Below are 21299 nucleotides of genomic sequence, written 5' to 3'. Positions count from 1 at the left end.
GTGACGCCGGCCCCGCCGGCGCCACCCAAGGAGTCCCGCATGACCCGAGCCGCCCCCGAACCGCGCAAGACCCTGGACCCGGACCGGGTCGCCGAATGGCTGGCCACGCACCCGGACTTCTTCGTCGGCCGCGAGGGGCTGCTCCAGCAGCTCAAGGTGCCGCACCCCGAGGCCCGCGGCGCGACCTCGCTGCTGGAGCGCCTGGTGCACGACCTGCGCTCGCGGGCCGAGCAGGCCGAGTGGCGCCTGGAACAGCTGCTGGAGTCGGCCCGCCACAACGAGGCCCAGTACCGCCGCACCCGGGAGCTGGTGCTGGCGCTGCTCGAGGCCGAGAACAACGACGCCCTGGGCCAGGCGCTGGCCACCCAGCTGGCCGAGCGCTTCCATACCCCGGCCGTGGCGCTCTGGTGCCCCGCCAGCCTCACCGACGTCGAACCTCAGCCGCCCCAGGCGCCTCGCCAGGTGCTCGACGACCATGCCGGCCAGCGCCTGGCGGCGCTGCTCGACGGCCGCACCAGCCGCTGCACGCGGCTGACCCCGACGGACTGGAAGCGCCTGCTGCCCCACGCAGCGGCACCGCGCAAGGCTGGCTCCTGCGCCATCAGTCGGCTGACCCTGGGCGAGCCGCTGGGCTACCTGGTGCTGGCCAGCCCCGACCCGGACCACTTCCGCGCCAGCATGGACACCCTGTTCACCGAGTACGTGGGCGACGTGGTGGCACGGCTGCTGGTACGCCTGGCCCACTCGCCCCATGGCTAGCCGGCCCGGGACCGAGGGTGCGCTGGCCCGGGACGTCGAGGCCTTCCTCGGGGCCCTGGCGCAGACCGCCAGCCCGGCCACCCTGGACGCCTATCGCCGCGACCTCGCCGCCCTGCTCGACTTCCTGGCCGAGCAGCAGGTCGACGACTGGCCGCGGCTCGATGCCGCGCTGCTGCGCCGCTTCCTGGGCGACGAGCGCCTGCGCGGCCTGGGCGCGCGCAGCCTGGCCCGGCGCCGCTCGGCGATCTCACGGTTGGCCGACCACCTGGTGGCCGCCGGCCGCCTGGCCCACAACCCGGTGGCCCTGACCCGCGCCCCGCGCCAGCCGCGCCACCTGCCTCGGCCGCTGGACGTCGACCAGCTGGCCCGCTTCCTCGACACCCCCCACGACGACTCACCCCTGGCCCGCCGCGACCAGGCGATGCTGGAGCTCTTCTACTCCAGCGGCCTGCGGCTGGCCGAGCTGGCCGGCCTCGATCTCGGCGACCTCCAGCCCCGCCGGGTGCGGGTGCTGGGCAAGGGCGGCAAGCCCCGCCAGGTGCCGGTGGGCGGGCGTGCCCGCCAGGCCCTGGACGCCTGGCTGGCGGTGCGCGGCCAGTTCACCGCCGGCGACGAGCCGGCGCTCTTCGTGGGGCAGCGCGGCCGCCGCCTCGGCCACCGGGCCATCCAGCAGCGGCTAGCCGGGCTGGCACGCCGGCGCGGCCTGGCCGAGCACCTGCACCCGCACCGGCTGCGCCACTCCTTCGCCAGCCACCTGCTGGAGTCGAGCCAGGACCTGCGTGCCGTCCAGGAGCTGCTGGGCCATGCCAACCTCGCCACCACCCAGGTCTATACCCGACTGGACTGGCAGCACCTGGCGGCCAGCTACGACAGCGCCCACCCGCGGGCGCGGCACCGCCCCGCCGGACAGCGCGACGAGGAGCCATCGTGAGACTCGAGGCGATCACCTTCGACCTGGACGACACCCTGTGGGAGAACCGCGGGGTGATGCAGCGCACCGAGACCGGCCACTATGCCTGGCTCGACGAGGCGCTGGCGGAGTGGATGGAAACGCGGCCGGAAGCGGCGCCGGAGGAACACGGAGGAGCCCCGCCCGCCGCGCCTGGACGCTTCGTCGAGCGCTTCCCGCTGGAGGCCTTCGTCGAGCGACGCGCCCGCCTGGCCCGCGCCCACCCGCTGCGCCGCGGCGACTTCACCTGGCTGCGCCGCCGGGCGCTGGCCGAGCTGCTCGGCGAATACGGCCTGGCCGGCCATCACGCCGACCGCTGGGCGGAGCGGGCGATGGAGCGCTTCATGGCGCTGCGCCATGAGGTCACGCCCCACGACGAGGTGGACGACCTGCTGCACGAGCTGGGCCGGCGCTATCGGCTCGCCAGCATCACCAACGGCAACGTGGAGGTCGCCCGCCTGGCGCTGGGGCGCCACTTCCCGGTGGCCATCGCCGCCGGCGAGCTGCTGGCGCCCAAGCCCGACCCGCGACCCTTCCTGGCCGCCCTGGCCCGGCTGGGCACGGCGCCGTCAAGGGCGCTCCACGTGGGAGACTCCTGGGAGGAAGACGCCCTACCGGCCCGCCGCCTGGGCATGCAGGCCGCCTGGATCGGTCCCGACGACCGCCGCCTGCCCGCCGGCATCCACCGCCTGGACCACGTCCGCGAACTGCCCGAGCTGATCGCCTGGCTGGAGACGCGTCGCTAGCCCGCTTCGCTGCCCAGTAGCCAGGCGTCGAGGCGCGCATGCACCTCCTCGATGCCCTGCCCCTTGAGCGACGAGAAGAGCTGGATGCTGACCAGGTCCTCCCACTCGCGCAGCCGGCTGCGCACCTGCTGCAGGGCGCTGGCCGCCGCGCCGCGCTTGAGCTTGTCGGCCTTGGTCAGCAGGATGTGCACCGGCATTGCCTTGTCGTCGGCCCACCCCAGCAGGGTCTGGTCGAACTCGGTGAGCGGGTGGCGCACGTCCATCACCAGCACCAGGCCGCGCAGCGAGGCGCGCCGCTGCAGGTAGTCGGAGAGATGGCGCTGCCACTCCAGCTTGACCTGCTCCGGGACCTTGGCGAAGCCGTAGCCGGGCAGGTCTACCAGGCGGCGCTCGCTCTCCTCGCCCAGGGCGAAGAAGTTGATCAGCTGGGTGCGACCGGGGGTCTTGGAGGTACGCGCCAGCGCCTTCTGGCGGGTCAGGGCATTGATGGCGCTGGACTTGCCGGCGTTGGAGCGGCCGGCGAAGGCCACTTCGCTGCCGCTGTCGGGCGGGCAGGCGGCCAGGGTCGGGGCGCTGGTGAGGAAGCGGGCGGTCTGGTAGTTGAGTCGCGACATGCGAGCGGATCCTGACGATAGTCGATAGGGACGGGGTCGCGGCTTGCATTCCCGCCGCCGGGGTGATTCGGTATAATGCAGTGTCTTTTGTCTGCGACCCGGGGCAAGCTAGTGTACCACCGCGCCCTCGACGTCCGCGAACCACCAGGCCCTCGAGCGGCGCTGTCGCTCGTCCCTGGCACACCTCGCGATCCGGGCGGCACCCAGGGTACGTACCGGTCAACAACGTAACGGCATAGTGGAACAGCGATGAGAAAGTTACTGGCAAGCCTGGCAATCACCATGGGCGCCGTCGGCGCCGCCCACGCGGATCTGGAAGCCGATGCCGACGCCGCGGCCGGCCGCGAGAAGGCGCAGTCCTGCGCCGCCTGTCACGGACAGGAGGGCATCAGCCCCTCGGCCGCCTTCCCGCACCTGGCCGGCCAGCAGGCCTCCTACCTGGCCAAGCAGATCATGGACATCCGCGATGGCAACCGCGTGGTGGCCCAGATGGCCGGACAGGTCGACGACTTCTCCGACCAGGACGCCTGGGACGTCGCCAGGTTCTACGCCGACCAGGACGCCAACCTGGGCCAGGCCGACCCCGACAGCGAGCTGCTGGCCCGCGGCGAGGAGCTCTACCGTGCCGGTGACATGTCCAAGGGCATCCCGGCCTGTGCCGCCTGCCACACCCCGACCGGGGTCGGCATCGGCAGCGCCGTCTACCCGGCCCTCTCTGGCCAGTTCCCCGAGTACACCGTCTCCACCCTGCAGGACTTCGCCGCCGGCGAGCGGGCCAACGACCCGGCCAACATCATGCGCGACATCGCCGCCAAGATGAGCGATGCCGACATGGAAGCCGTGGCCAACTACGTGCTGGGCCTGCACTGAGTCGCCCGCCGTCCGTGACGGCAGCGACACCCAGGGGCGGCCATCGAGCCGCCCCTGTCATTTACCGACGCCGGCACTCGGGAACCCTCGCGGCCCGGCGGGCTCCAAGCCAGCGATGCCCGGCCCGCGCCGGCCACCGGTTCACTCAAGGAGAGACCCCCCGATGTTGAAGACCCTGATGATTGCCCTGGCAGGCCTCGGCCTGTCCTCCCTGGCCTCCGCGCAATCCCTGGTGGAGGGCCAGCACTACGAGGTGCTGCCCGAGGCCGTCGAGACCCGGGTCGACGAGGGCCAGATCGAGGTCACCGAGGCGTTCTGGTACGGCTGCCCGCACTGCAACAACCTGCAGGAGCACGTCACCGCCTGGTACGAGACCCTGGATGACGACGTCAGCGTGGTCCACCTGCCGGCCACCATGGGGGGCGACTGGAACACCCACGCCACGGCCTTCTACGCCGCCGAGCAGCTGGGCATCCTCGAGCAGACCCATGCCGACTTCTTCGCCGCCATCCACCAGGACGGCCGCAAGCTGAACAGCGCCGATGCCATCGCCGCCTTCTACAGCGACTATGGCGTCAGCCAGGAGGAGGCCGAGCAGGCGCTGAGCTCCTTCGGCGTGCGCAGCCAGGTCAACCAGGCCCACGGCCGCATGCGCGCCATGCGGCTGATGGGCGTGCCCGCTCTGGTGGTGGATGGCCGCTACCTGGTCACCCCGAGCAGCGCCGGCAGCCTGGCCAACATGCCGCAGATCGCCGACGCTCTGGTCGAGAAGGTTCGCGAGGAGCGCGCAGACTGAGATGTCCCATCTGGCCAATGCCAGGACGCCGCCCCTGGAGGGCGGCCACCTGAAACTGCTCACCTTCAACCTGCAGGTGGGCATCCAGACCTCGGCCTACCACCACTACCTGACCCGCAGCTGGCAGCACCTGCTGCCCCACCCCAAGCGGCTGCGGCGCCTGGACATGGTGGGCGAGGTCCTCGGGCGCTTCGATATCGTCGGCCTCCAGGAGGTCGACGGTGGCAGCTTCCGCTCGAACCACGTCAACCAGGTGGAGTACCTGGCCGCCCGCGCCGGCTTCCCGCACCACTTCCAGCAGCTCAACCGCAACCTGGGGCGCATCGCCCAGCACAGCAACGGGCTGCTCTCGCGCCTCGTCCCAAGCCGGATCGAGGAGCACCGCCTGCCGGGGACCCTGCCCGGCCGCGGCGCCATCCATGCCCGCTTCGGCGAGGGCCCCGACGCCCTGCACCTGTTCGTCGCCCACCTGGCGCTGAGCCACCGCGGCCGGGTGCGCCAGCTCGACTACCTCTCCGAGATCATCCAGCCGCTGCGCCACGTGGTGGTGATGGGCGACCTCAACTGCACCCCGGAGCAGCTGCACGGCCACGAGCGCTTCTGCGCCTCGCTGCCACTCCACCCGGTGCGCCCGCTGCTGAGCTACCCCTCCTGGCAGCCGCGCCGGGCGCTGGACCATATCCTGCTGTCCGACTCGCTGCAGGCCGACGACGTGCGGGTGCTCGACCATCTCTTCTCGGACCACCTGCCGATCGCCGTGGACGTGCGCCTGCCGCCGGCCTGCCTGGCGACCCTCACCCCGAGGCTCAAGGCCGGCAGCCACTGAGGCCCTCGCCCGCCGTTGAGGCCCGGGGATGACGATCGGGGCCGAATCGGCGATGATGCGCCTCCGGTTACCCTTCATCACGAGAGGCCCCATGACTTCCGCGAAACGCGAACCGGTCCTGCTCGCCTGGCTCGACGCCATCACCGACCGGGTCGGGCATGCCATCGCCTGGCTGGTCATCGCCATGATGCTGGTGCAGTTCGCCATCGTGGTGCTGCGCTACGCCTTCGGCATGCACAGCATCGTGATGCAGGAGTCGGTGATGTACATGCATGCCATGGTGTTCATGCTCGGCGCTGCCTGGACCCTGCGCCACGACGGCCACGTGCGCGTCGACATCTTCTATCGGCGGCTCGGCGCCCGCGGCCGCGCCTGGATCGACCTCTGCGGCACCCTCTTCCTGCTGATTCCGGTGCTCGGCTTCATCGCCATCGGCAGCGTCGGCTATGTGCGCAGCAGCTGGGCGATCCTCGAACGCTCCCCCGACGGCGGCATTCCCGGCGTCTTCCTGCTCAAGAGCCTGATACTCGTGATGATGGCCCTGCTGCTGATTCAGGGCATCGCCCAGCTGATCCGCCAGGGGCTGATCATCCGCCACCGTCTGCCCAACGACACGCCGACCCACGAGGAGCTCCTGTGATGCTGGCCACGCTCCTCGAACTGATGCCCCTGGTGCTCTTCGCCGCGGTGTGCGGCGTACTGATGCTGGGCTACCCGGTAGCCCTGTCGCTGGCCGGCACCGCGCTGATCTTCGCCGGCCTGGGCTACGCGCTGGTGCAGCTCGGCGTGCCGGTGCCCTTCGAGTCCCGCTACCTGACCGCCATGCCCAACCGGCTCTACGGCATCATGACCAACCAGACGCTGCTGGCGGTGCCGCTGTTCGTGCTGATGGGGGTGCTGCTGGAGAAGTCGCGGGTCGCCGAGACCCTGCTCGACGCCATGGCGCTGGCCTTCGGGGCCCTGCGTGGCGGCCTGGGGATCGCCGTGGTGCTGGTCGGCATGCTGCTGGCCGCCTCCACCGGCATCGTCGGCGCCACCGTGGTGACCATGGGGCTGCTGTCGCTGCCCACCATGCTCAAGCGCGGCTACTCGCCGGCCCTGGCCACCGGCAGCATCTGCGCCACCGGCACCCTGGGCCAGATCATTCCGCCCTCCATCGCCCTGGTGCTGCTCGGCGACGTGCTCTCCAACGCCTACCAGCAGGCCCAGCTGGCCATGGGGGTGTGGAGCCCCCGGACCCTCTCGGTGGGCGACCTGTTCATCGGCGCGCTGATCCCCGGCCTGCTGCTGGTGGTCGCCTACATCCTCTTCGTGATGGTCACCGCCTGGCTGAAGCCGGAGCTGGCGCCGCCGGCCGATCGCCGGGCGCTGATGGAGGAGCTGGGGCACACCGGCAGCCTCTGGCCCCTGCTGCTCAAGGGGCTGCTGCCACCGGTGCTGCTGATCGTCGCCGTGCTGGGCTCGATCCTCGGCGGCTTCGCCACTCCCACCGAGGCCTCGGCGGTGGGCGCCTTCGGCGCCTTCGTGCTGGCCCTGGCCAATCGCCGCCTGACCCTGCCGATCCTGCGCCAGGTGGTACGCTCCACCGCCCAGGTCACCAGCATGGTGTTCCTGATCCTGATCGGCGCCGCGGTGTTCTCGCTGGTGTTCCGCGCCTTCGGCGGCGAGGAGCTGGTCACCGAGATGTTCGAGGCCCTGCCCGGCGGGGTGGTTGGCGCCACCCTGGTGGTGATGCTGGTGATCTTCCTGCTGGGCTTCATCCTCGACTTCATCGAGATCACCTTCGTGGTGGTGCCCATCGTCGGGCCGGTGCTGCTGGCCATGGGCCTCGACCCGATCTGGCTGGGCATCATGATCGCGGTGAACCTGCAGACCTCGTTCCTGACGCCCCCCTTCGGCTTCGCGCTCTTCTACCTGCGCGGGGTGACGCCGGAATCGGTCCCCACCTCGGCGATCTACCGGGGGGTGATCCCGTTCATCATCCTGCAGCTCTGCATGCTGCTGGCGCTGGCCTTCTTCCCGGGGCTGGCCACCTGGCTGCCCTCGGTGCTGTAGCGGGCTACTGGCACAGGGGCGCCAGCCACTGCTGCGCGAGCAGCAGCACCACCGCATAGCGGGCCCCCTTGGCCAGGGTGATCAGCAGGATGGCCCGCCACCAGGGCAGCCGGAAGACGCCGGCCAGCACGGTGAGCGGGTCGCCGATGACCGGCGCCCAGGAGGCCAGCAGGCTCCACTCGCCGAAGCGGAAGTACCAGCGCTCGGCCCGGGCCAGCCCCTGGGGAGAGGCGGGGAACCAGCGACGGTCCTGGAAGCGCCGGGCATAGCGCCCCATCCCGACATTGACCAGGCTGCCCAGGGTGTTGCCCGCGGTGGCCACCGCCCACAGCGCCAGGGCGGGCTCGCCCAGGCACCAGAGCCGGGCCAGCCATACCTCGGAGCCCCCCGGCAGCAGGGTGGCGCTGACCAGCGCCACCAGGAACAGGCTCAGCATGCGGCCCCCGGACTCCTGAACGACTTGCCACGGTATGATGACGCCATGAATGACCCCCGACCCCTTCCCAACGTGCTGACCATCGCCGGCTCCGACCCCAGCGGCGGCGCCGGCATCCAGGCCGACCTCAAGACCTTCTCGGCGCTGGGCGCCTATGGTACCAGCGTGATCACCGCGCTGACCGCCCAGAACACCCGCGGCGTCCGCGGTGTCCACCCGGTGCCGGCCGAGTTCATCGCCGCCCAGCTCGAGACCCTGCTCGACGACGTGCGCATCGACGCGGTGAAGGTCGGCATGGTGGCGAGCCGCGAGGTGGCCGAGGTGATCCGCGAGGCGCTGACCCGGCGCCGGCCCCGCTGGGTCGTGCTCGACCCGGTGATGGTGGCCAAGAGCGGCGATATCCTGGTCGACGACGCCGGCATCCGCGCCGTGCGCGAGGTGCTGGTCCCCCTGGCCGACCTGATCACGCCCAACCTGCCGGAAGCCGCCGTGCTGCTGGACGTCCCGGCCCCGGGCAGCCGCGCCGAGATGGCCGCCATGGCCCCGGCGCTGCGCGGGCTTGGCGCCGGCGCCACCCTGCTCAAGGGCGGCCACCTGAGCGGCGAGGAGTGCCCCGACCTGCTGATCACCGCCGACTCCATCGCCTGGATCGAGGGGGCCCGCGTCGACACCGGCAACCTCCACGGCACCGGCTGCACCCTCTCCTCGGCCATCACCGCCCGCCTCGCCGGGGGCGACACCCTGGCCGAGGCGGTGGCGGCGGCCAAGGCCTGGCTGGGCGAGGCCCTCGCCGCCAGCCATCGCCTTGACGTGGGTCAAGGCCATGGCCCCGTGCACCATTTCCATGCCTGGTGGTAGCCCGCATTCCGCAATTCGGTCTTGCAGGAGGCCGCCGGGCCTCCCATCCTGAAGGTCCACCCGCCGGGCCTGCTCCCCGGCTCTGAGTGACCCGGAGGGATGCGTCATGACCCAGACCCTGCTGTTCGCCTGCGACCTCTCGGCCGAGAATCGTGCCGCCTACGCCCGGGCCGTGCGCCTGGCGGTGGAGCACGGCGCACGCCTCGACGTGATCCACGTACTCGACCCCTACCTCCCGCGCCGGGTCCTCCAGGACCTCGAGGAAGCCGTGGTGGCGGACATGCAGGCCACCCTGACGGATATCCGCGAGGACTACGCGCTGCCCGAGCCCAGGACGCTGCTACAGACGGTGGCCGGCTCGGCCTATGCGGAGATCATCCGCGAGGCCCACGAGCGCGAGGTGGACATGATCATCCTCGGCGCCCACCGCAAGCGCGGCCAGCCCGACCTGGTGGCCGGCACCACCCTGGCCCGGGTGCTGCGCAGCGCGCCCTGCCCGGTACTCTCGGTCAGCCACCTGGCCACCCAGGAGTGGCGCGACATCCTGGTCCCCGTGGACTTCTCGCTGACCTCCCGCCACACCCTGCGCGAGACGCTCAAGCGCTTCCCCGAGGCGCGCCTGACCCTGCTCCACGCCTGGGACATCCCCGGCGAGCGCGAGCTGGGCTCCGACAGCGACTATGCCCGCTGGCGCGATCGCGAGGTCGCCCGGCTGCGCACCCAGCTGGAGCGCGAGACCGAGCAGCTGATGGCCGAGCTCGACGACGTGCCGGAGCTCGAGCTGGTGCTGGAGCAGGGCGACCCCCTGGAGGTTCTGATGACCCGCCTGCGCCGCCAGCCGCCGGACCTGCTGGCCCTGGGCAGCCGCGGCCAGCTGGGCCGCCACAGCCAGATCACCGAGCAGCTGCTGGCCGAGCCCCACTGCGACATCATGCTCTGCCGGGCCTGGTAGGCAATAGCGATACAGAACCTCTACGCGATGCTAGTGTCCGTACATGATCGACACCCCATCGCCGGAGGTTCCCCATGCCACGCCCCGTCCACCGAGCCCGGTCCCACGGCCATCCGCTCCCCCTGACCGCCCTGCTGCTCGCCCTGCTGCTGGCCAGCCTGCCGCTGCGGGCAGACGCGGAGAGGGTGGAGGTCAGGGGGGTCCAGTTCGCCACCCAGCTGGAGGAGGCGGGCCAGTCCTACCGCCTGATCGGCCACGGCCTGTTCCGCTACATGATCTGGACCGCCTATGCGGGGGCCTACTACCAGGCCCCCGAGGTGCCCGAGCCGGCCCCGCTGTCGGACATCCCGCGCCGGCTGGAGCTCGAGTACTTCCATGCCATCGAGGCCGACGACTTCGCCACCGCCACCCGCGACAGCCTGCGCGAGCGACTCGGCGAGACGGCCTATCGCGAGCTATTGCCGGCCCTGAATGCCTTCAACCGGGCCTATCGCAGCGTCGAGCCCGGCGACCGCTATGCCCTGACTTGGGACGGCGAGGCCCTGCTGCTGGCCCTCAACGGCGAGCGGCTCTATCGCGGTGACGACCCGACACTGGCCAGCGCGCTGTTCGGCATCTGGCTCGGCGAGAGCCCCCTGCGAGACGACTTCCGCGACGCCCTGCTCGGGCGCCGCTGAGCGGCCCGCATGCTAGGCTGGCCTCCTCGATCAAGGCAATACATCGGCAATTTCGGGGAGAGCGAGCAATGAAGGCACTGATCCAGCGGGTGAGCCGCGCCAGCGTGGCCGTGGAGGGACGTACCGTGGGCGCCATCGGCCACGGCCTGCTGGCGCTGGTGGGCGTCGAGAAGGGCGACGACGAGGCCGCCGTGGACCGGCTGCTGCACAAGCTGCTGCACTATCGGGTGTTCGGCGATGCCGAGGGCAAGATGAACCTCGACCTGCGGCAGGTCGACGGCGGGCTGCTGCTGGTCTCCCAGTTCACCCTGGCGGCGGATACCCGCAAGGGCCTGCGGCCCAGCTTCTCCAGCGCCGCCCCGCCCGACGAGGGCCACCGGCTCTTCCACCTCCTGCTGGCGCGCGCCGAGGCGGCCTGGCCCCGGGTGGAGAGCGGCGAGTTCGCCGCCGACATGGAGGTCTCGCTGGTCAACGACGGCCCGGTGACCTTCCTGCTGGAAAGTTAGGAGCCGAGTTCGGCCTCCATGGCCTCCAGTTCCTCCTCGGCGGACAGCCACTCGGCCTCCAGGTCGTCCAGGCGGGACTTGAGCTCGCCCTGGCGGGCCAGGGTGCTGGTGAGCTCCTCCTTGCGCGCGGCGTCGGTGTAGAGCTCGGCGTCGCCCAGGGCCTCCTCGACCTTGGCCAGCTCCGCCTGGACCTTCTCCATGGCCTGCTCGGCGCGGTCGCGCTGCTTCTTGAGCGGCCGCAGCTTCTCGCGCAGCTCGGCGGCGGCGCGCCGCGCAGCCTTGCGATCCTCCTTCGGTGCCGCGCTCTCGGCCTGGCGCCCCCCCTTCTCGGCCCGGGCCTCGCGGCGCTCGCCCTCGAGCCGCGCCTTGAGCCAGGCCCGGTAGTCCTCCAGGTCACCGTCGAAGGGCTCGACCCGATGGTCGGCCACCCGCCAGAACTCGTCCACGGTGGCGCGCAGCAGGTGGCGGTCGTGGGAGACGATGATCACCGTGCCCTCGAAGGCCGCCAGCGCCTCGGTAAGGGCCTCGCGCATCTCCAGGTCCAGGTGGTTGGTGGGCTCGTCGAGCAGCAGCAGGTTGGGCTTCTGCCAGGCCACCAGGGCCAGCGCCAGGCGCGCCTTCTCGCCGCCCGAGAAGCGCCCCACCTCGCCGAAGGCATCGTCCCCCTGGAAGCCGAAGCCTCCCAGGAACTTGCGGATGTCCAGGTCGGCGGCCGTGGGCGACAGCCGCTGCACGTGCATGAAGGGCGTCGAGGCGAGGTCCAGCCCCTCGAGCTGGTGCTGGGCGAAGTAGCCGATGGCCAGGTGCTCGCCAGGCACCCGCCGGCCGCCCAGCAGCGGCAGCTCGCCGGTGAGCGACTTGATCAGCGTCGACTTGCCGGCCCCGTTGGGGCCCAGCAGGCCGATGCGCTGGCCGGGCAGCAGGGTCAGCTTCACGGCGTCGAGCTGGACCTTTTCCACGCCCGGCTCGCCCTCCGAGACGTCGCGATAGCCGAGGCGCGCCTCGTCCAGCACCAGCAGCGGGTGGGAGGTCTTGTCCGACGAGGGAATGGTGAAGTGGAAGGGGGAGTCGGCGTGGGCCACGGCGATGTCGCCCATGCGCTCGAGCATCTTCAGTCGGCTCTGGGCCTGGCGCGCCTTGGTGGCCTTGGCGCGGAAGCGCGCCACGAAGCGCTCGATCTCCTCGCGACGGGCCTGCTGCTTGGCCGCCTCGGCCTGCTGCAGCGCCAGCTTCTCGGCCCGGGTGCGCTCGAAGGTGGAGTAGTTGCCGCGATAGAGCACCAGGCTCTGACGGTCGAAGTGCACGATGTGGTCGCAGACCGCATCGAGGAAGTCACGGTCGTGGGAGATCAGCAGCAGGGTGCCGGGGTAGCGAGTGAGCCACTGCTCCAGCCACAGCAGGGCATCCAGGTCCAGGTGGTTGGTGGGCTCGTCGAGCAGCAGCACGTCCGAGGGCATGAACAGGGTGCGTGCCAGGTTGACGCGCATCCGCCAGCCGCCGGAGAAGTCCGACAGCGGACGCCCCAGGTCCGCCTGGGCGAAGCCCAGCCCCACCAGCAGCTGGGCGGCCCGGGCCGGCGCGCTGTAGCCGTCCAGCGCCTCGATGGCGCCGTGCAGCTCCGCCTCGCGATGGGCCTCCCCCGCCTCCCGGGCCCCCGCAAGGGCCGCCTCGGTCTCGCGCAGCTCGCGGTCGCCATCGAGCACGTAGTCGACGATGGCCCGGTCCAGCGCCTCCACCTCCTGGGCCATGTGGGCGATGCGCTGGCCGCCGCTCATCTCCACCTCGCCGCGGTCCGGGGCCAGCTCGCCGAGCAGCAGCTTGAACAGGCTCGACTTGCCGGCGCCGTTGGGGCCGACGATCCCCGCCTTGTGGCCGGCGTGCAGGGTCAGGTCGGCGCCCTCCAGCAGGGCCTGGGTGCCGCGTTGCAGGGAAACTTGGCGCAGTGCGATCATGCGGGCTCCACGGGCGAACAGGGCCGCCGCGGGAAGCGACGGCAGGAAAACGAATGAGCGCTGATTCTACCGAAATGACGGCCGCTCTGCGGGACCGACTGGCCGCCGCCCCCCTCGAGGCCTTTGCCCTCGCTCTCTACGCCCGTCCCGGCATCGAGGCCGCCTGCCTGCGGCTCCAGGACGAGGCGGGCATCGACGTCTGCGAGCTGCTGTGGCGCTGCTGGCTGCTCCAGCACGGGGTAGTGCCGGGCGAGACGATCGAGGAGGCGCTCGCCGAGATCCATGGCTGGCAGCGCGAGGTCACCGCCCCGCTGCGCCGTCTGCGCCGCGCCCTGAAGGGCCAGGCGCCCGGCCGTTCCGGCGTCGAGAAGCTGCGCGCCACCCTCAAGCAGGCCGAGCTCCAGGCCGAGCTGGAGGCCCTCGCCAGGCTCGAGGCACTGGCCCGGCAAGGCCCCCTTCGGCCGCTGCCACGGACCCGGGAAAAGGCCGCAGATTGTCTCGCCCAGTGCCTCCAACTGCAGAAAAAATCACATCTTTCAACGCTCCAGACGATCATTGCCTGCCTTGACCCTCCCCCGGGGCCACGCTAGCCTGAATTCAGACGCGCGGGCATGCTGTCCGCCCTCTGTCTGTCAATTTCGCCTGATATTGACCGGTCCATACCTGCGAGGGGAACAAGAATGAAGGCAACCAAGCTGTTGACCACGGCCACCGTCGGCGCCCTGCTTTTCGGCATGTCCGCGGCGGCCCATTCCGCCAACTGGCGCTATGCCCACGAGGAGTTCGAGGGCGACGTCCAGGACGTCTACGCCATGGCGTTCAAGGAGTACATCGAGGAGAACTCCGACAACACCGTCCAGGTCTATCGCTTCGGCGAGCTGGGCGAGTCCGACGACATCATGGAGCAGACCCAGGCGGGCATCCTGCAGTTCGTCAACCAGTCCCCCGGCTTCACCGGCGCGCTGATCCCCGAGGCGCAGATCTTCTTCGTCCCCTACCTGCTGCCCACCGATGAAGAGACCGTCATCGAGTTCTTCAACACCAGCGTGGCCATCAACGAGATGTTCCCGGAGCTCTACGCCGAGCAGGGCCTGGAGCTGCTGAAGATGTACCCGGAAGGCGAGATGGTCGTCACCCTGGACGAGCCCTTCACCTCGCCGGAAGACCTGCGCGGCAAGAACATCCGCACCATGACCAACCCGCTGCTCTCCGCCACCTACCGTGCCTTCGGTGCCAGCCCGACGCCGCTGCCCTGGGGCGAGGTATACGGCGGCCTGCAGACCGGCATCATCCAGGGCCAGGAGAACCCGATCTTCTGGATCGAGTCCGGTGGCCTCTACGAGGTCTCCCCGCACCTGGTCTACACCGGCCACGGCTGGTTCACCACCGCCATGATGGCCAATCAGGACTTCTTCGATGGCCTCTCCGAGGAGGAGCAGCAGCTGGTGCGTGACGCCAGCGAGCACGCCTACGAGATCATCATCGAGCATATCTCCGGGCTGGCCGACGAGTCGCTGGCCAAGATCCAGGAGGCCTCCGACGAGGTTACCGTGACCCGCCTCGACGAGGAGCAGATCGAGGCCTTCCGCGCCCGTGCCCCCGAGGTCGAGGAGGAGTTCATCGAGATGACCGGCGAGCGCGGCCGCGAGCTGCTCGAGCAGTTCCACGCCGACCTCGAGGCCGTGACGGCCGACTGATCCCGGAGGATCAGCGCCACCGCAGCGAGCAAGGGGGTAGCCGGCAGGCTGCCCCCTTTTGTCTTCGACGCCCCGACGCCGTCGCGCCGGTATACCGCGTCCAGCCCGGCCGGCCGGCCACTCAGCGTTGAAGGCTCGACGGCATGACCCAGCCTGACGGCGTACTCTCGAAGAACGACAGCAATCATCGTGCGTGGGGAATGGACAGGAGCCCGCCGACATGGAAATGAACGAAGACGACATCGCCGAGAAGAACTACCGCTCGACGCTGCCCGGCCCCCTGGGGCCCATCGACACCTGGATCAGCCGCATCGAGGCGGTGATCCTGGCCATGGGCGTGATCCTCATGGCCGTCAACACCATCGCCAACGTGCTGAGTCGTTTCCTCCTCGGCGAGAGCCTGCACTTCTCCGAGGAGATCAATCGCATCCTGATCGTGATGATCACCTTCGCCGGCATCGGCTATGCGGCGCGCCACGGTCGCCACATCCGCATGTCGGCCATCTATGACGCCGTGCCCACCGGCGGGCGACGCTGGATGATGATCATCATCTGCCTGTTCACCGCCGTGGTGATGTTCGTGCTCTGCTACTACTCGATCGGCTACATCTCCACCATCTACGGTCGCGGACGGGTGCTGCCCTCGCTGAGCATCCCGGTCTGGATCATGTACATCTGGGTCCCGGTCGGCTTCGCCATCACCGGCATCCAGTACCTGCTGACCGCCATCAAGAACATGACCTCCCGCGACGTCTACCTCTCGACCCACGTGGTGGATGGCTACAAGGACACGGAAACGGAAGTCTGATCCCGAGCGAGGCACACCCCCATGACAACCATCATCCTCTCCATCATGATCGTGCTGCTGCTGCTCGGCTTCCCGATGATGATCCCCCTGGCCACGGCGGCGTTCGTCGGCTTCTACATGACCTTCGGCGGCCTCGGCCAGATGGAGACCCTCATCCAGCAGATGATGGGTGGCATCCGCCCCACGGCGCTGATCGCCGTGCCGATGTTCATCCTTGCCGCCGACATCATGACCCGGGGCCAGTCGGCCAACCGGCTGATCAACATGGTCATGGCCTTCGTGGGCCACATCAAGGGCGGCCTGGCCGTCTCCACCGCAGCCTCCTGCACCCTGTTCGGCGCGGTCTCCGGCTCCACCCAGGCTACGGTGGTGGCGGTGGGCTCGCCGCTGCGCCCGCGTATGCTCAAGGCCGGCTACAAGGACCCCTTCACCCTCGCGCTGATCATCAACTCCAGCGACATCGCCTTCCTGATCCCGCCGAGCATCGGCATGATCATCTACGGCGTCATCTCGGGGACCTCCATCGGCGAGCTGTTCATCGCCGGCATCGGGCCAGGCCTGCTGATCCTGGCCATGTTCTCGGCCTACTGCGTGGCCTACGCCTACATCAACAAGGTACCCACGGAGCCCCGCTCCACCTGGAAGGAGCGCGCCATCTCGGTCAAGGACGCCCTCTGGCCACTGGGCTTCCCGGTGCTGATCGTCGGCGGCATCTACGGCGGCGTCTTCAGCCCCACCGAGGCGGCGGCGGCCTGCGTGCTCTACGCGGTACTGCTGGAGTTCGTGGTGTTCCGCTCGCTGAAGCTGCACCACATCTACGCCATCGCAAAGTCCACCGGCCTGATCACCGCGGTGGTGTTCATCCTGGTGGCGGTGGGCAACGGCTTCTCCTGGATCATCTCCTTCGCGCAGATCCCCCAGACGATCCTGGAGGCGGTGGGCGTCAACGAGGCCGGGCCGATAGGCGTGCTGATCGCCATCTCGGTGGCCTTCTTCGTGGCCTGCATGTTCGTCGACCCCATTGTGGTGATCCTGGTGCTGACGCCGATCTTCGCCCCGGCCATCGCCGCCTCCGGCCTGGATCCGGTGCATGTCGGTGTGCTGATCACCCTGCAGGTGGCCATCGGGTCGGCGACGCCACCCTTCGGCTGCGACATATTCACCGCCATCGCCATCTTCAAGCGCCCCTACTGGGAGGTGATCCGCGGCACCCCGCCCTTCGTCTTCATGCTGGTGCTGGCGGCGGCGCTGATCATCATGTTCCCGCAGATCGCCCTGTTCCTGCGCGACCTGGCGTTCCGCTGATCCAAGGAGGCATTGACGATGTTCAATCGGATACTGGTACCGGTGGATGGCTCCAAGGGGGCCCTCAAGGCGCTGGAGAAGGGCACGGGACTGGCGCTGCTGACCGGCGCGGAGCTCTACATCCTGTGCGTCTTCAAGCACCACAGCCTGCTCGAGGCCTCGCTCTCCATGGTGCGCCCCGACCGCCTCGACCTGCCCGACGACGCCCTCAAGGAGTACGCCACCGAGATCGCCGTGCATGCCAAGTCCCATGCCATCGAGATGGGCGTGCCCGTGGAGAAGGTACGGGCCTTCGTCAAGGGCGGGCGCCCCTCGCGCACCATCGTGCGCTTCGCCCGCAAGCGGGAGTGCGACCTGATCGTGATCGGCGCCCAGGGCACCAACGGCGACAAGAGCCTGCTGCTGGGCAGCGTGGCACAGCGCGTCGCCGGCTCGGCCAACTGCCCCACCCTGGTGGTCTGAGCGCCGCCCTGCCGGGCCGGTTCTGCCCCGCCGCGTGCGGGTGCGGAACCGGCCCGGCCCTGTTAGAGTCCCATGGACCTCACTCACCGACGGCGCCATGGCGCCTGACCCACAAGGGCCTGTCCATGAAGAGACTGCTGACTACCGCCTCCCTCACCACCCTGCTCGCTGCTGCCCCGCTGGCGCTGGCTGCGCCGGAGACCGACGAGGAACGCCTGGGCTACAGCCTGGGCGTGACCCTCGGCCAGAGCATCCAGCAGGACGTCAACGACCTGGACGTCGACGCCTTCACCCAGGCGATCCGCGACGTCTTCGCCGGCGACGAGCTGGCCATGAGCGACGAGGAGATGGCCGACGCCCTGATGCGCTTCCAGCAGGAGGCCATGGCCGCCCGTCAGGCCGAAGCCGAACAGCAGGCGGAGGCCAACCGCAGCGAGGGCGAGGCCTTCCTGGCGGCCAATGCCGAGGAGGAGGGCGTCGAGGTGACCGAATCCGGCCTGCAGTACCGGGTACTGGAAGCCGGTGACGGCGACACCCCCGGCGCCGAGGACAGCGTCGAAGTGCACTACGAGGGCACCCTGATCGACGGCACCGTCTTCGACAGCTCCTACGAGCGCGGCGAGCCGGTCAGCTTCCGGGTCGACCAGGTCATCGACGGCTGGCAGGAGGCCCTGCAGCTGATGAGCGTCGGCGATACCTGGGAGGTCGTGATCCCCGCCGAGCTCGCCTACGGCGCCCAGGGCCAGGGGCCCATCGGCCCCTACGAGACGCTGATCTTCAGGGTCGAACTGCTCGACGTGATCGGTGACTGAGACCGCCATGCTCCGACGCTGCCTGCCGCTCGCCGGCCTCGCCCTGGCGGGGCTGGCGGCCGCTCCCGTCGCCGCCGACCAGCTTCCCGACCTGCCCCGCCTGGCCACTGCCGCCGACGACGTCAGCGTGGTCGGCGTCTCCTCGGGAGGCTACATGGCCACCCAGCTGGCCGTCGCCTGGCCGGAGCGCTTCAGCGGCCTTGGCGTGCTGGGCGCCGGTCCCTGGTCCTGCGCCCAAGGCACCCTGCGCCGAGCGCTGGGCCAGTGCATGACCACCCGCCTGGGACCGCCCGACCTGGACGAACTGGAGGTGCGCCGCCTCGGCTACCTGGAGCGCGACCTGGTGGGCAAGAGCGAGGACCTGGCCGAGCTCAGGGTCTTCGTCTGGCACGGAGAGGAGGACGATACGGTCGCCCCCGCACTGGGTCGCGCCCTGGCCGAGCAGTTCCGGGGCTGGCTCGCGAACCCCGACCAGCAGCTCAGGGCCCGAGCGAGCGAGCGGGTCGGCCATGGCTGGCCCATCGGCCACCACGCCGAACCGGCCCCCGCCACCGAGCTGGCCGGCTGCCGCCAGGGGGGCGGCACCCATGTGCTGAACTGTGACCTGGATATCGCCGGCGAGGCGCTGGGCTGGCTGCATGGCGAGCTGGCACCGCCGGCAGCGCCCGAGGGCCAGCTGCAGGCCTTCGACCAGGCCTCGGTGCGCGGCGCCAAGGGCCTGGACGATGCCGGCTACCTGTTCGTGCCGGCGGCCTGCGAAGCGGGCGGGTGCGACCTCACGGTGGCCCTGCACGGCTGCGGGATGGGCGTCGAGCAGATCGGCGAGACCTTCGTCCGCCACAGCGGGCTGAACGAGTGGGCAACCAGCAACCGGCGGGTGGTGCTCTATCCCCAGGCGGAGACCAGCCTGGCCAACCCCCAGGGCTGCTGGGACTGGTGGGGCTTCGCCGAGAGCACCTGGCAGCTCGATCCGCTCCATGACAGCCGCGAGGGGACCCAGGTTCGTGCGCTGATGGCGATGATCGAGCGCCTCCAGGAGTCGCCTCGCTGAGGCGAGGACGCCGCGGCGCTAGAGCGCGTCGCGCAGCGCCGATAGCAGGCCGTGGGGGGCCGGCGAGTAGAGCACCCGCCGGAGGATCCGCCCCTCGCGGTCGACCAGGTAGAGCGAGGAGCTGTGGTCGATGGTATAGGCCATGGCCGACTCGGGCGTCTCGACCCGGCGCCACACCACCCCGTAGCGCTCGGCGATCTCCTCGAGCTGCGCCTCGGAGCCGGTGGCGCCGATGAAGGCGTCGCCGAAGAAGCCGGTATACTCGGCCAGGCGCTCCAGGGAGTCGCGCTCCGGGTCGACCGAGACCATCACCGGCACCACCCGCTCGCGGCTCGCCTCGTCCAGCTCGGAGAGCGCCTGGCGAACCACCGCCATGCTCATGGGGCAGACGTCGGGGCAATAGGTATAGCCGAAGAACAGCACCGCCAGCTGGTCCTCCCCGAGCTGGCTCAGCGAGAAGTCGCCGCGGGTCGAGGGCAGTTCCACGGGGCCCCCGCGCATGTCGCTGTCGGCATCGCCCGCCAGCTGCTGGTACCAGCCCAGGCCACCCACGGCCAGCGCCACCACGATGACCGCCACGCCGGCCCAGATCCCCTTCCGCTTCATAGCGCACTTCTCTCCACGTCGAAATCGAATCCGCTGCCGATCCGCCCCCGGCCGGTGTCGACCACCACCCGGGCCCGCCAGGGCATCACTGCCTCGGTGCAGATCGGCACCTGTCCCTCGCCGCGAAAGACCCCGTCTCCCTGGCGGCGCAGCGGGTAGCGGTGCAGCCCCATGTCCATGTCGCGGCCGACGAAGTCGACCCTCACGGACTCGGCCTCGACGCCCGACAGGGTGACCGTCATCGGCAGGATCTCCAGGGCGCGGATCTCTCCCTCGGCCCCCAGGTCCAGGCGCAGGCTGCCGGTGCCACCCAGCGAGGCGACGCAGGGGCCGAGCCGCAGGTCGCAGCCGGCCTCCTCGGGAAACCAGTGCACCGACTCTCCCCCGCGAAGACTGTAGCTGGTGAGGTACCAGAGTGCCACGGCGACGGTCACCAGGGTGAAGAGGATCAGCAGCCGCAACAGCGGGGGGCGCGAGACGGCGGTCTCTGTCGGCAAGGAACGGGACATGGCGGCGAACGCGGCACTCCATGGGAAGGCGTGATGGCGGTAAGCTTATCAGCATTCGCCTGTGGCAGAGTGCGCAAGGATGTCGCAGGGTACGCCGACGACGAGGAGATCGACATGCCGGGAGTGGCGAATGCACTGGGCCCCCTGTTTCTGCTGATCCTGCTGGGCGCCGTGCTCGGCTGGGCACGCCAGCCGGGGGGGGACTTCTGGCCGCGGCTGGAGCGGCTTATCTACTTCCTGCTGTTCCCCGCCATGCTGGTCTCGACCCTGGCTACCGCCGACGTCAGCCAGGTGCCGGTGACCCGCCTGGCCGGGGCGCTGCTGGGGGCCATGGGCCTGTTCGGCGCCCTGCTCTGGGCGCTGCGCGGCTGGCTCGGCCTGGAGGCGCCCGCCTTCACCTCGGCCTTCCAGGGATCGCTGCGCTTCAACACCTATGTCGGGGTCGCCGGCGCCGCCGCCCTGCACGGTGGCCCGGGCGCCACCGTGGCGGCGGTGGCCGTGGCGCTGATGGTGCCGGTGGTGAACGTGCTCTGCGTGGCCAGCTTCATCGCCGCGGGGACGCTCGGCGCCGGCAGCCTCGGCAAGAGCCTCGCCGCCCTGGTGCGCAACCCGCTGATTCTGGGCTGCCTGATCGGCATCGGCCTGAACGTCAGCGGCATCGGCCTGCCGGGCTGGAGCGAGGCCACCGTGGAGCTGCTGGGGCGGGCCGCCCTGCCGCTGGGGCTGGTGGCGGTGGGCGTGGCCCTGCGCCCCGCCGCCCTGATGCGGCTGGACCGGGGGGTGTGGGCCACCAACCTCGTCAAGCTGGGGCTGATGCCGGCCCTGGTGCTGGCCCTCGCCCTGGCGCTGGGCCTCGACCCGGTTAGCCGCGACGTGGCGCTGCTGTTCGCCGCCCTGCCCACCGCCACCTCGGCCTATATCCTGGCCCGGCAGCTGGGCGGCGATGCCGAGATGATGGCGGCGCTGATCACCGGACAGACCCTGCTGGCCATGGCCACCCTGCCCCTGTGGCTGCGCCTGGCCGGTGCCGGGTGAGGCGCTTAATAAAAAAGA

The 21299-nt window shown here is 70.4% G+C and carries 25 protein-coding genes; 20 read left to right on the top strand and 5 right to left on the bottom strand.

Going from position 1 to position 21299, the window contains the following annotated elements; genetic code table 11:
• Positions 1-39 precede the first annotated feature (39 nt).
• The 3 genes from NFC98_RS00675 to NFC98_RS00665 are packed head-to-tail and all read left to right on the top strand — an operon-like array spanning position 40 to position 2454.
• The gene (locus NFC98_RS00675) at positions 40-759 is read left to right on the top strand and encodes a DUF484 family protein (protein ID WP_254276351.1); all 720 of its coding nucleotides are present in this window, start codon (positions 40-42) and stop codon (positions 757-759) included.
• Positions 752-1690, top strand: a complete 939-nt coding sequence (locus tag NFC98_RS00670) for a tyrosine recombinase XerC (protein ID WP_254276350.1) — start codon at positions 752-754, stop codon at positions 1688-1690. Before NFC98_RS00675 ends, NFC98_RS00670 begins: the two co-directional genes overlap by 8 nt.
• Complete coding sequence (locus NFC98_RS00665; RefSeq protein WP_367948957.1) at positions 1687-2454, top strand: HAD family hydrolase; 768 nt, start codon at positions 1687-1689, stop codon at positions 2452-2454. Before NFC98_RS00670 ends, NFC98_RS00665 begins: the two co-directional genes overlap by 4 nt.
• Here NFC98_RS00665 and yihA read toward each other — a convergent pair.
• Positions 2451-3068 (bottom strand): ribosome biogenesis GTP-binding protein YihA/YsxC, encoded by a 618-nt coding sequence (yihA, locus tag NFC98_RS00660; protein ID WP_254276349.1) that lies wholly within the window; start codon positions 3066-3068, stop codon positions 2451-2453. The two genes, NFC98_RS00665 and yihA, sit on opposite strands and share 4 nt — an antisense overlap.
• Before the next feature lie 249 nt (positions 3069-3317).
• On the opposite strand from yihA, the gene NFC98_RS00655 reads away from it, so the two are divergent.
• From NFC98_RS00655 to NFC98_RS00635, 5 genes are all read left to right on the top strand, one after another.
• Positions 3318-3938 (top strand): c-type cytochrome, encoded by a 621-nt coding sequence (locus tag NFC98_RS00655; RefSeq protein WP_254276348.1) that lies wholly within the window; start codon positions 3318-3320, stop codon positions 3936-3938.
• Positions 3939-4101: 163 nt separating this feature from the next.
• Positions 4102-4734 carry a thiol:disulfide interchange protein DsbA/DsbL gene (locus NFC98_RS00650; protein ID WP_254276347.1) on the top strand — a complete coding sequence of 211 codons (633 nt, stop codon included), beginning with the start codon at positions 4102-4104 and terminating at the stop codon, positions 4732-4734.
• A 1-nt stretch (position 4735) separates the two neighbouring features.
• Positions 4736-5560 (top strand): endonuclease/exonuclease/phosphatase family protein, encoded by an 825-nt coding sequence (locus NFC98_RS00645; RefSeq protein ID WP_254276346.1) that lies wholly within the window; start codon positions 4736-4738, stop codon positions 5558-5560.
• Between the two features lie 91 nt (positions 5561-5651).
• Positions 5652-6200, top strand: a complete 549-nt coding sequence (locus NFC98_RS00640) for a TRAP transporter small permease subunit (protein ID WP_254276345.1) — start codon at positions 5652-5654, stop codon at positions 6198-6200.
• Positions 6200-7615, top strand: a complete 1416-nt coding sequence (locus NFC98_RS00635) for a TRAP transporter large permease subunit (RefSeq protein WP_254276344.1) — start codon at positions 6200-6202, stop codon at positions 7613-7615. The genes NFC98_RS00640 and NFC98_RS00635 overlap by 1 nt, the downstream gene beginning before the upstream one ends.
• Positions 7616-7619: 4 nt before the next feature.
• Here NFC98_RS00635 and NFC98_RS00630 read toward each other — a convergent pair whose 3' ends face one another.
• Positions 7620-8051, bottom strand: a complete 432-nt coding sequence (locus tag NFC98_RS00630) for a YqaA family protein (RefSeq protein WP_254276343.1) — start codon at positions 8049-8051, stop codon at positions 7620-7622.
• Between the two features lie 45 nt (positions 8052-8096).
• On the opposite strand from NFC98_RS00630, the gene thiD reads away from it, so the two are divergent.
• From thiD to dtd, 4 genes are all read left to right on the top strand, one after another.
• Positions 8097-8909, top strand: a complete 813-nt coding sequence (thiD, locus tag NFC98_RS00625) for a bifunctional hydroxymethylpyrimidine kinase/phosphomethylpyrimidine kinase (RefSeq protein WP_254276342.1) — start codon at positions 8097-8099, stop codon at positions 8907-8909.
• 106 nt (positions 8910-9015) lie between these two features.
• Positions 9016-9861: a universal stress protein gene (locus tag NFC98_RS00620; protein ID WP_254276341.1), complete on the top strand. Its 846-nt coding sequence runs from the start codon at positions 9016-9018 to the stop codon at positions 9859-9861.
• Between the two features lie 74 nt (positions 9862-9935).
• Positions 9936-10538 carry a chalcone isomerase family protein gene (locus tag NFC98_RS00615; RefSeq protein ID WP_254276340.1) on the top strand — a complete coding sequence of 201 codons (603 nt, stop codon included), beginning with the start codon at positions 9936-9938 and terminating at the stop codon, positions 10536-10538.
• A 68-nt stretch (positions 10539-10606) separates the two neighbouring features.
• Positions 10607-11044: a D-aminoacyl-tRNA deacylase gene (gene dtd / locus NFC98_RS00610; protein WP_254276339.1), complete on the top strand. Its 438-nt coding sequence runs from the start codon at positions 10607-10609 to the stop codon at positions 11042-11044.
• Here dtd and NFC98_RS00605 read toward each other — a convergent pair.
• Positions 11041-12996: an ATP-binding cassette domain-containing protein gene (locus NFC98_RS00605; protein ID WP_254276338.1), complete on the bottom strand. Its 1956-nt coding sequence runs from the start codon at positions 12994-12996 to the stop codon at positions 11041-11043. The two genes, dtd and NFC98_RS00605, sit on opposite strands and share 4 nt — an antisense overlap.
• 53 nt (positions 12997-13049) lie before the next feature.
• Here NFC98_RS00605 and NFC98_RS00600 point away from each other — a divergent pair, with 53 nt between their 5' ends.
• The 7 genes from NFC98_RS00600 (at position 13050) to NFC98_RS00570 (ending at position 19131) form a co-directional block, all read left to right on the top strand.
• Positions 13050-13586: a TIGR02444 family protein gene (locus NFC98_RS00600; protein WP_254276337.1), complete on the top strand. Its 537-nt coding sequence runs from the start codon at positions 13050-13052 to the stop codon at positions 13584-13586.
• A gap of 90 nt (positions 13587-13676) precedes the next feature.
• Entirely contained in the window at positions 13677-14693 is a 1017-nt protein-coding gene (dctP, locus tag NFC98_RS00595) for a TRAP transporter substrate-binding protein DctP (RefSeq protein WP_254276336.1), read from the top strand.
• 220 nt (positions 14694-14913) lie between these two features.
• Positions 14914-15501: a TRAP transporter small permease gene (locus NFC98_RS00590; RefSeq protein WP_254276335.1), complete on the top strand. Its 588-nt coding sequence runs from the start codon at positions 14914-14916 to the stop codon at positions 15499-15501.
• 21 nt (positions 15502-15522) lie between these two features.
• Entirely contained in the window at positions 15523-16806 is a 1284-nt protein-coding gene (locus tag NFC98_RS00585; protein ID WP_254276334.1) for a TRAP transporter large permease, read from the top strand.
• Between the two features lie 18 nt (positions 16807-16824).
• Complete coding sequence (locus tag NFC98_RS00580) at positions 16825-17268, top strand: universal stress protein (protein WP_183330884.1); 444 nt, start codon at positions 16825-16827, stop codon at positions 17266-17268.
• A gap of 125 nt (positions 17269-17393) precedes the next feature.
• On the top strand, positions 17394-18080 hold the full coding sequence (locus NFC98_RS00575) for an FKBP-type peptidyl-prolyl cis-trans isomerase (protein WP_254276333.1): 687 nt from the start codon (positions 17394-17396) through the stop codon (positions 18078-18080).
• Between the two features lie 7 nt (positions 18081-18087).
• Positions 18088-19131 carry a poly(3-hydroxybutyrate) depolymerase gene (locus NFC98_RS00570; RefSeq protein ID WP_254276332.1) on the top strand — a complete coding sequence of 348 codons (1044 nt, stop codon included), beginning with the start codon at positions 18088-18090 and terminating at the stop codon, positions 19129-19131.
• A gap of 18 nt (positions 19132-19149) precedes the next feature.
• On the opposite strand, the gene NFC98_RS00565 is transcribed toward NFC98_RS00570, so the two are convergent.
• Together NFC98_RS00565 and NFC98_RS00560 are read right to left on the bottom strand one after the other, a co-directional pair.
• Positions 19150-19737, bottom strand: coding sequence for an SCO family protein (locus NFC98_RS00565; protein ID WP_254276331.1), 588 nt, complete (start codon positions 19735-19737; stop codon positions 19150-19152).
• Positions 19734-20246, bottom strand: a complete 513-nt coding sequence (locus NFC98_RS00560) for a hypothetical protein (RefSeq protein ID WP_254276330.1) — start codon at positions 20244-20246, stop codon at positions 19734-19736. The genes NFC98_RS00565 and NFC98_RS00560 overlap by 4 nt, the downstream gene beginning before the upstream one ends.
• Positions 20247-20360: 114 nt before the next feature.
• On the opposite strand from NFC98_RS00560, the gene NFC98_RS00555 reads away from it, so the two are divergent.
• Positions 20361-21281, top strand: coding sequence for an AEC family transporter (locus NFC98_RS00555; protein ID WP_183330879.1), 921 nt, complete (start codon positions 20361-20363; stop codon positions 21279-21281).
• The last annotated feature ends 18 nt before the right edge of the window (positions 21282-21299 follow it).

Source organism: Halomonas sp. 3H (assembly GCF_024206005.1).
In the GTDB taxonomy this organism is placed as follows: domain Bacteria; phylum Pseudomonadota; class Gammaproteobacteria; order Pseudomonadales; family Halomonadaceae; genus Halomonas; species Halomonas campaniensis.
This window is presented reverse-complemented; position numbering and strand designations above follow the sequence as displayed.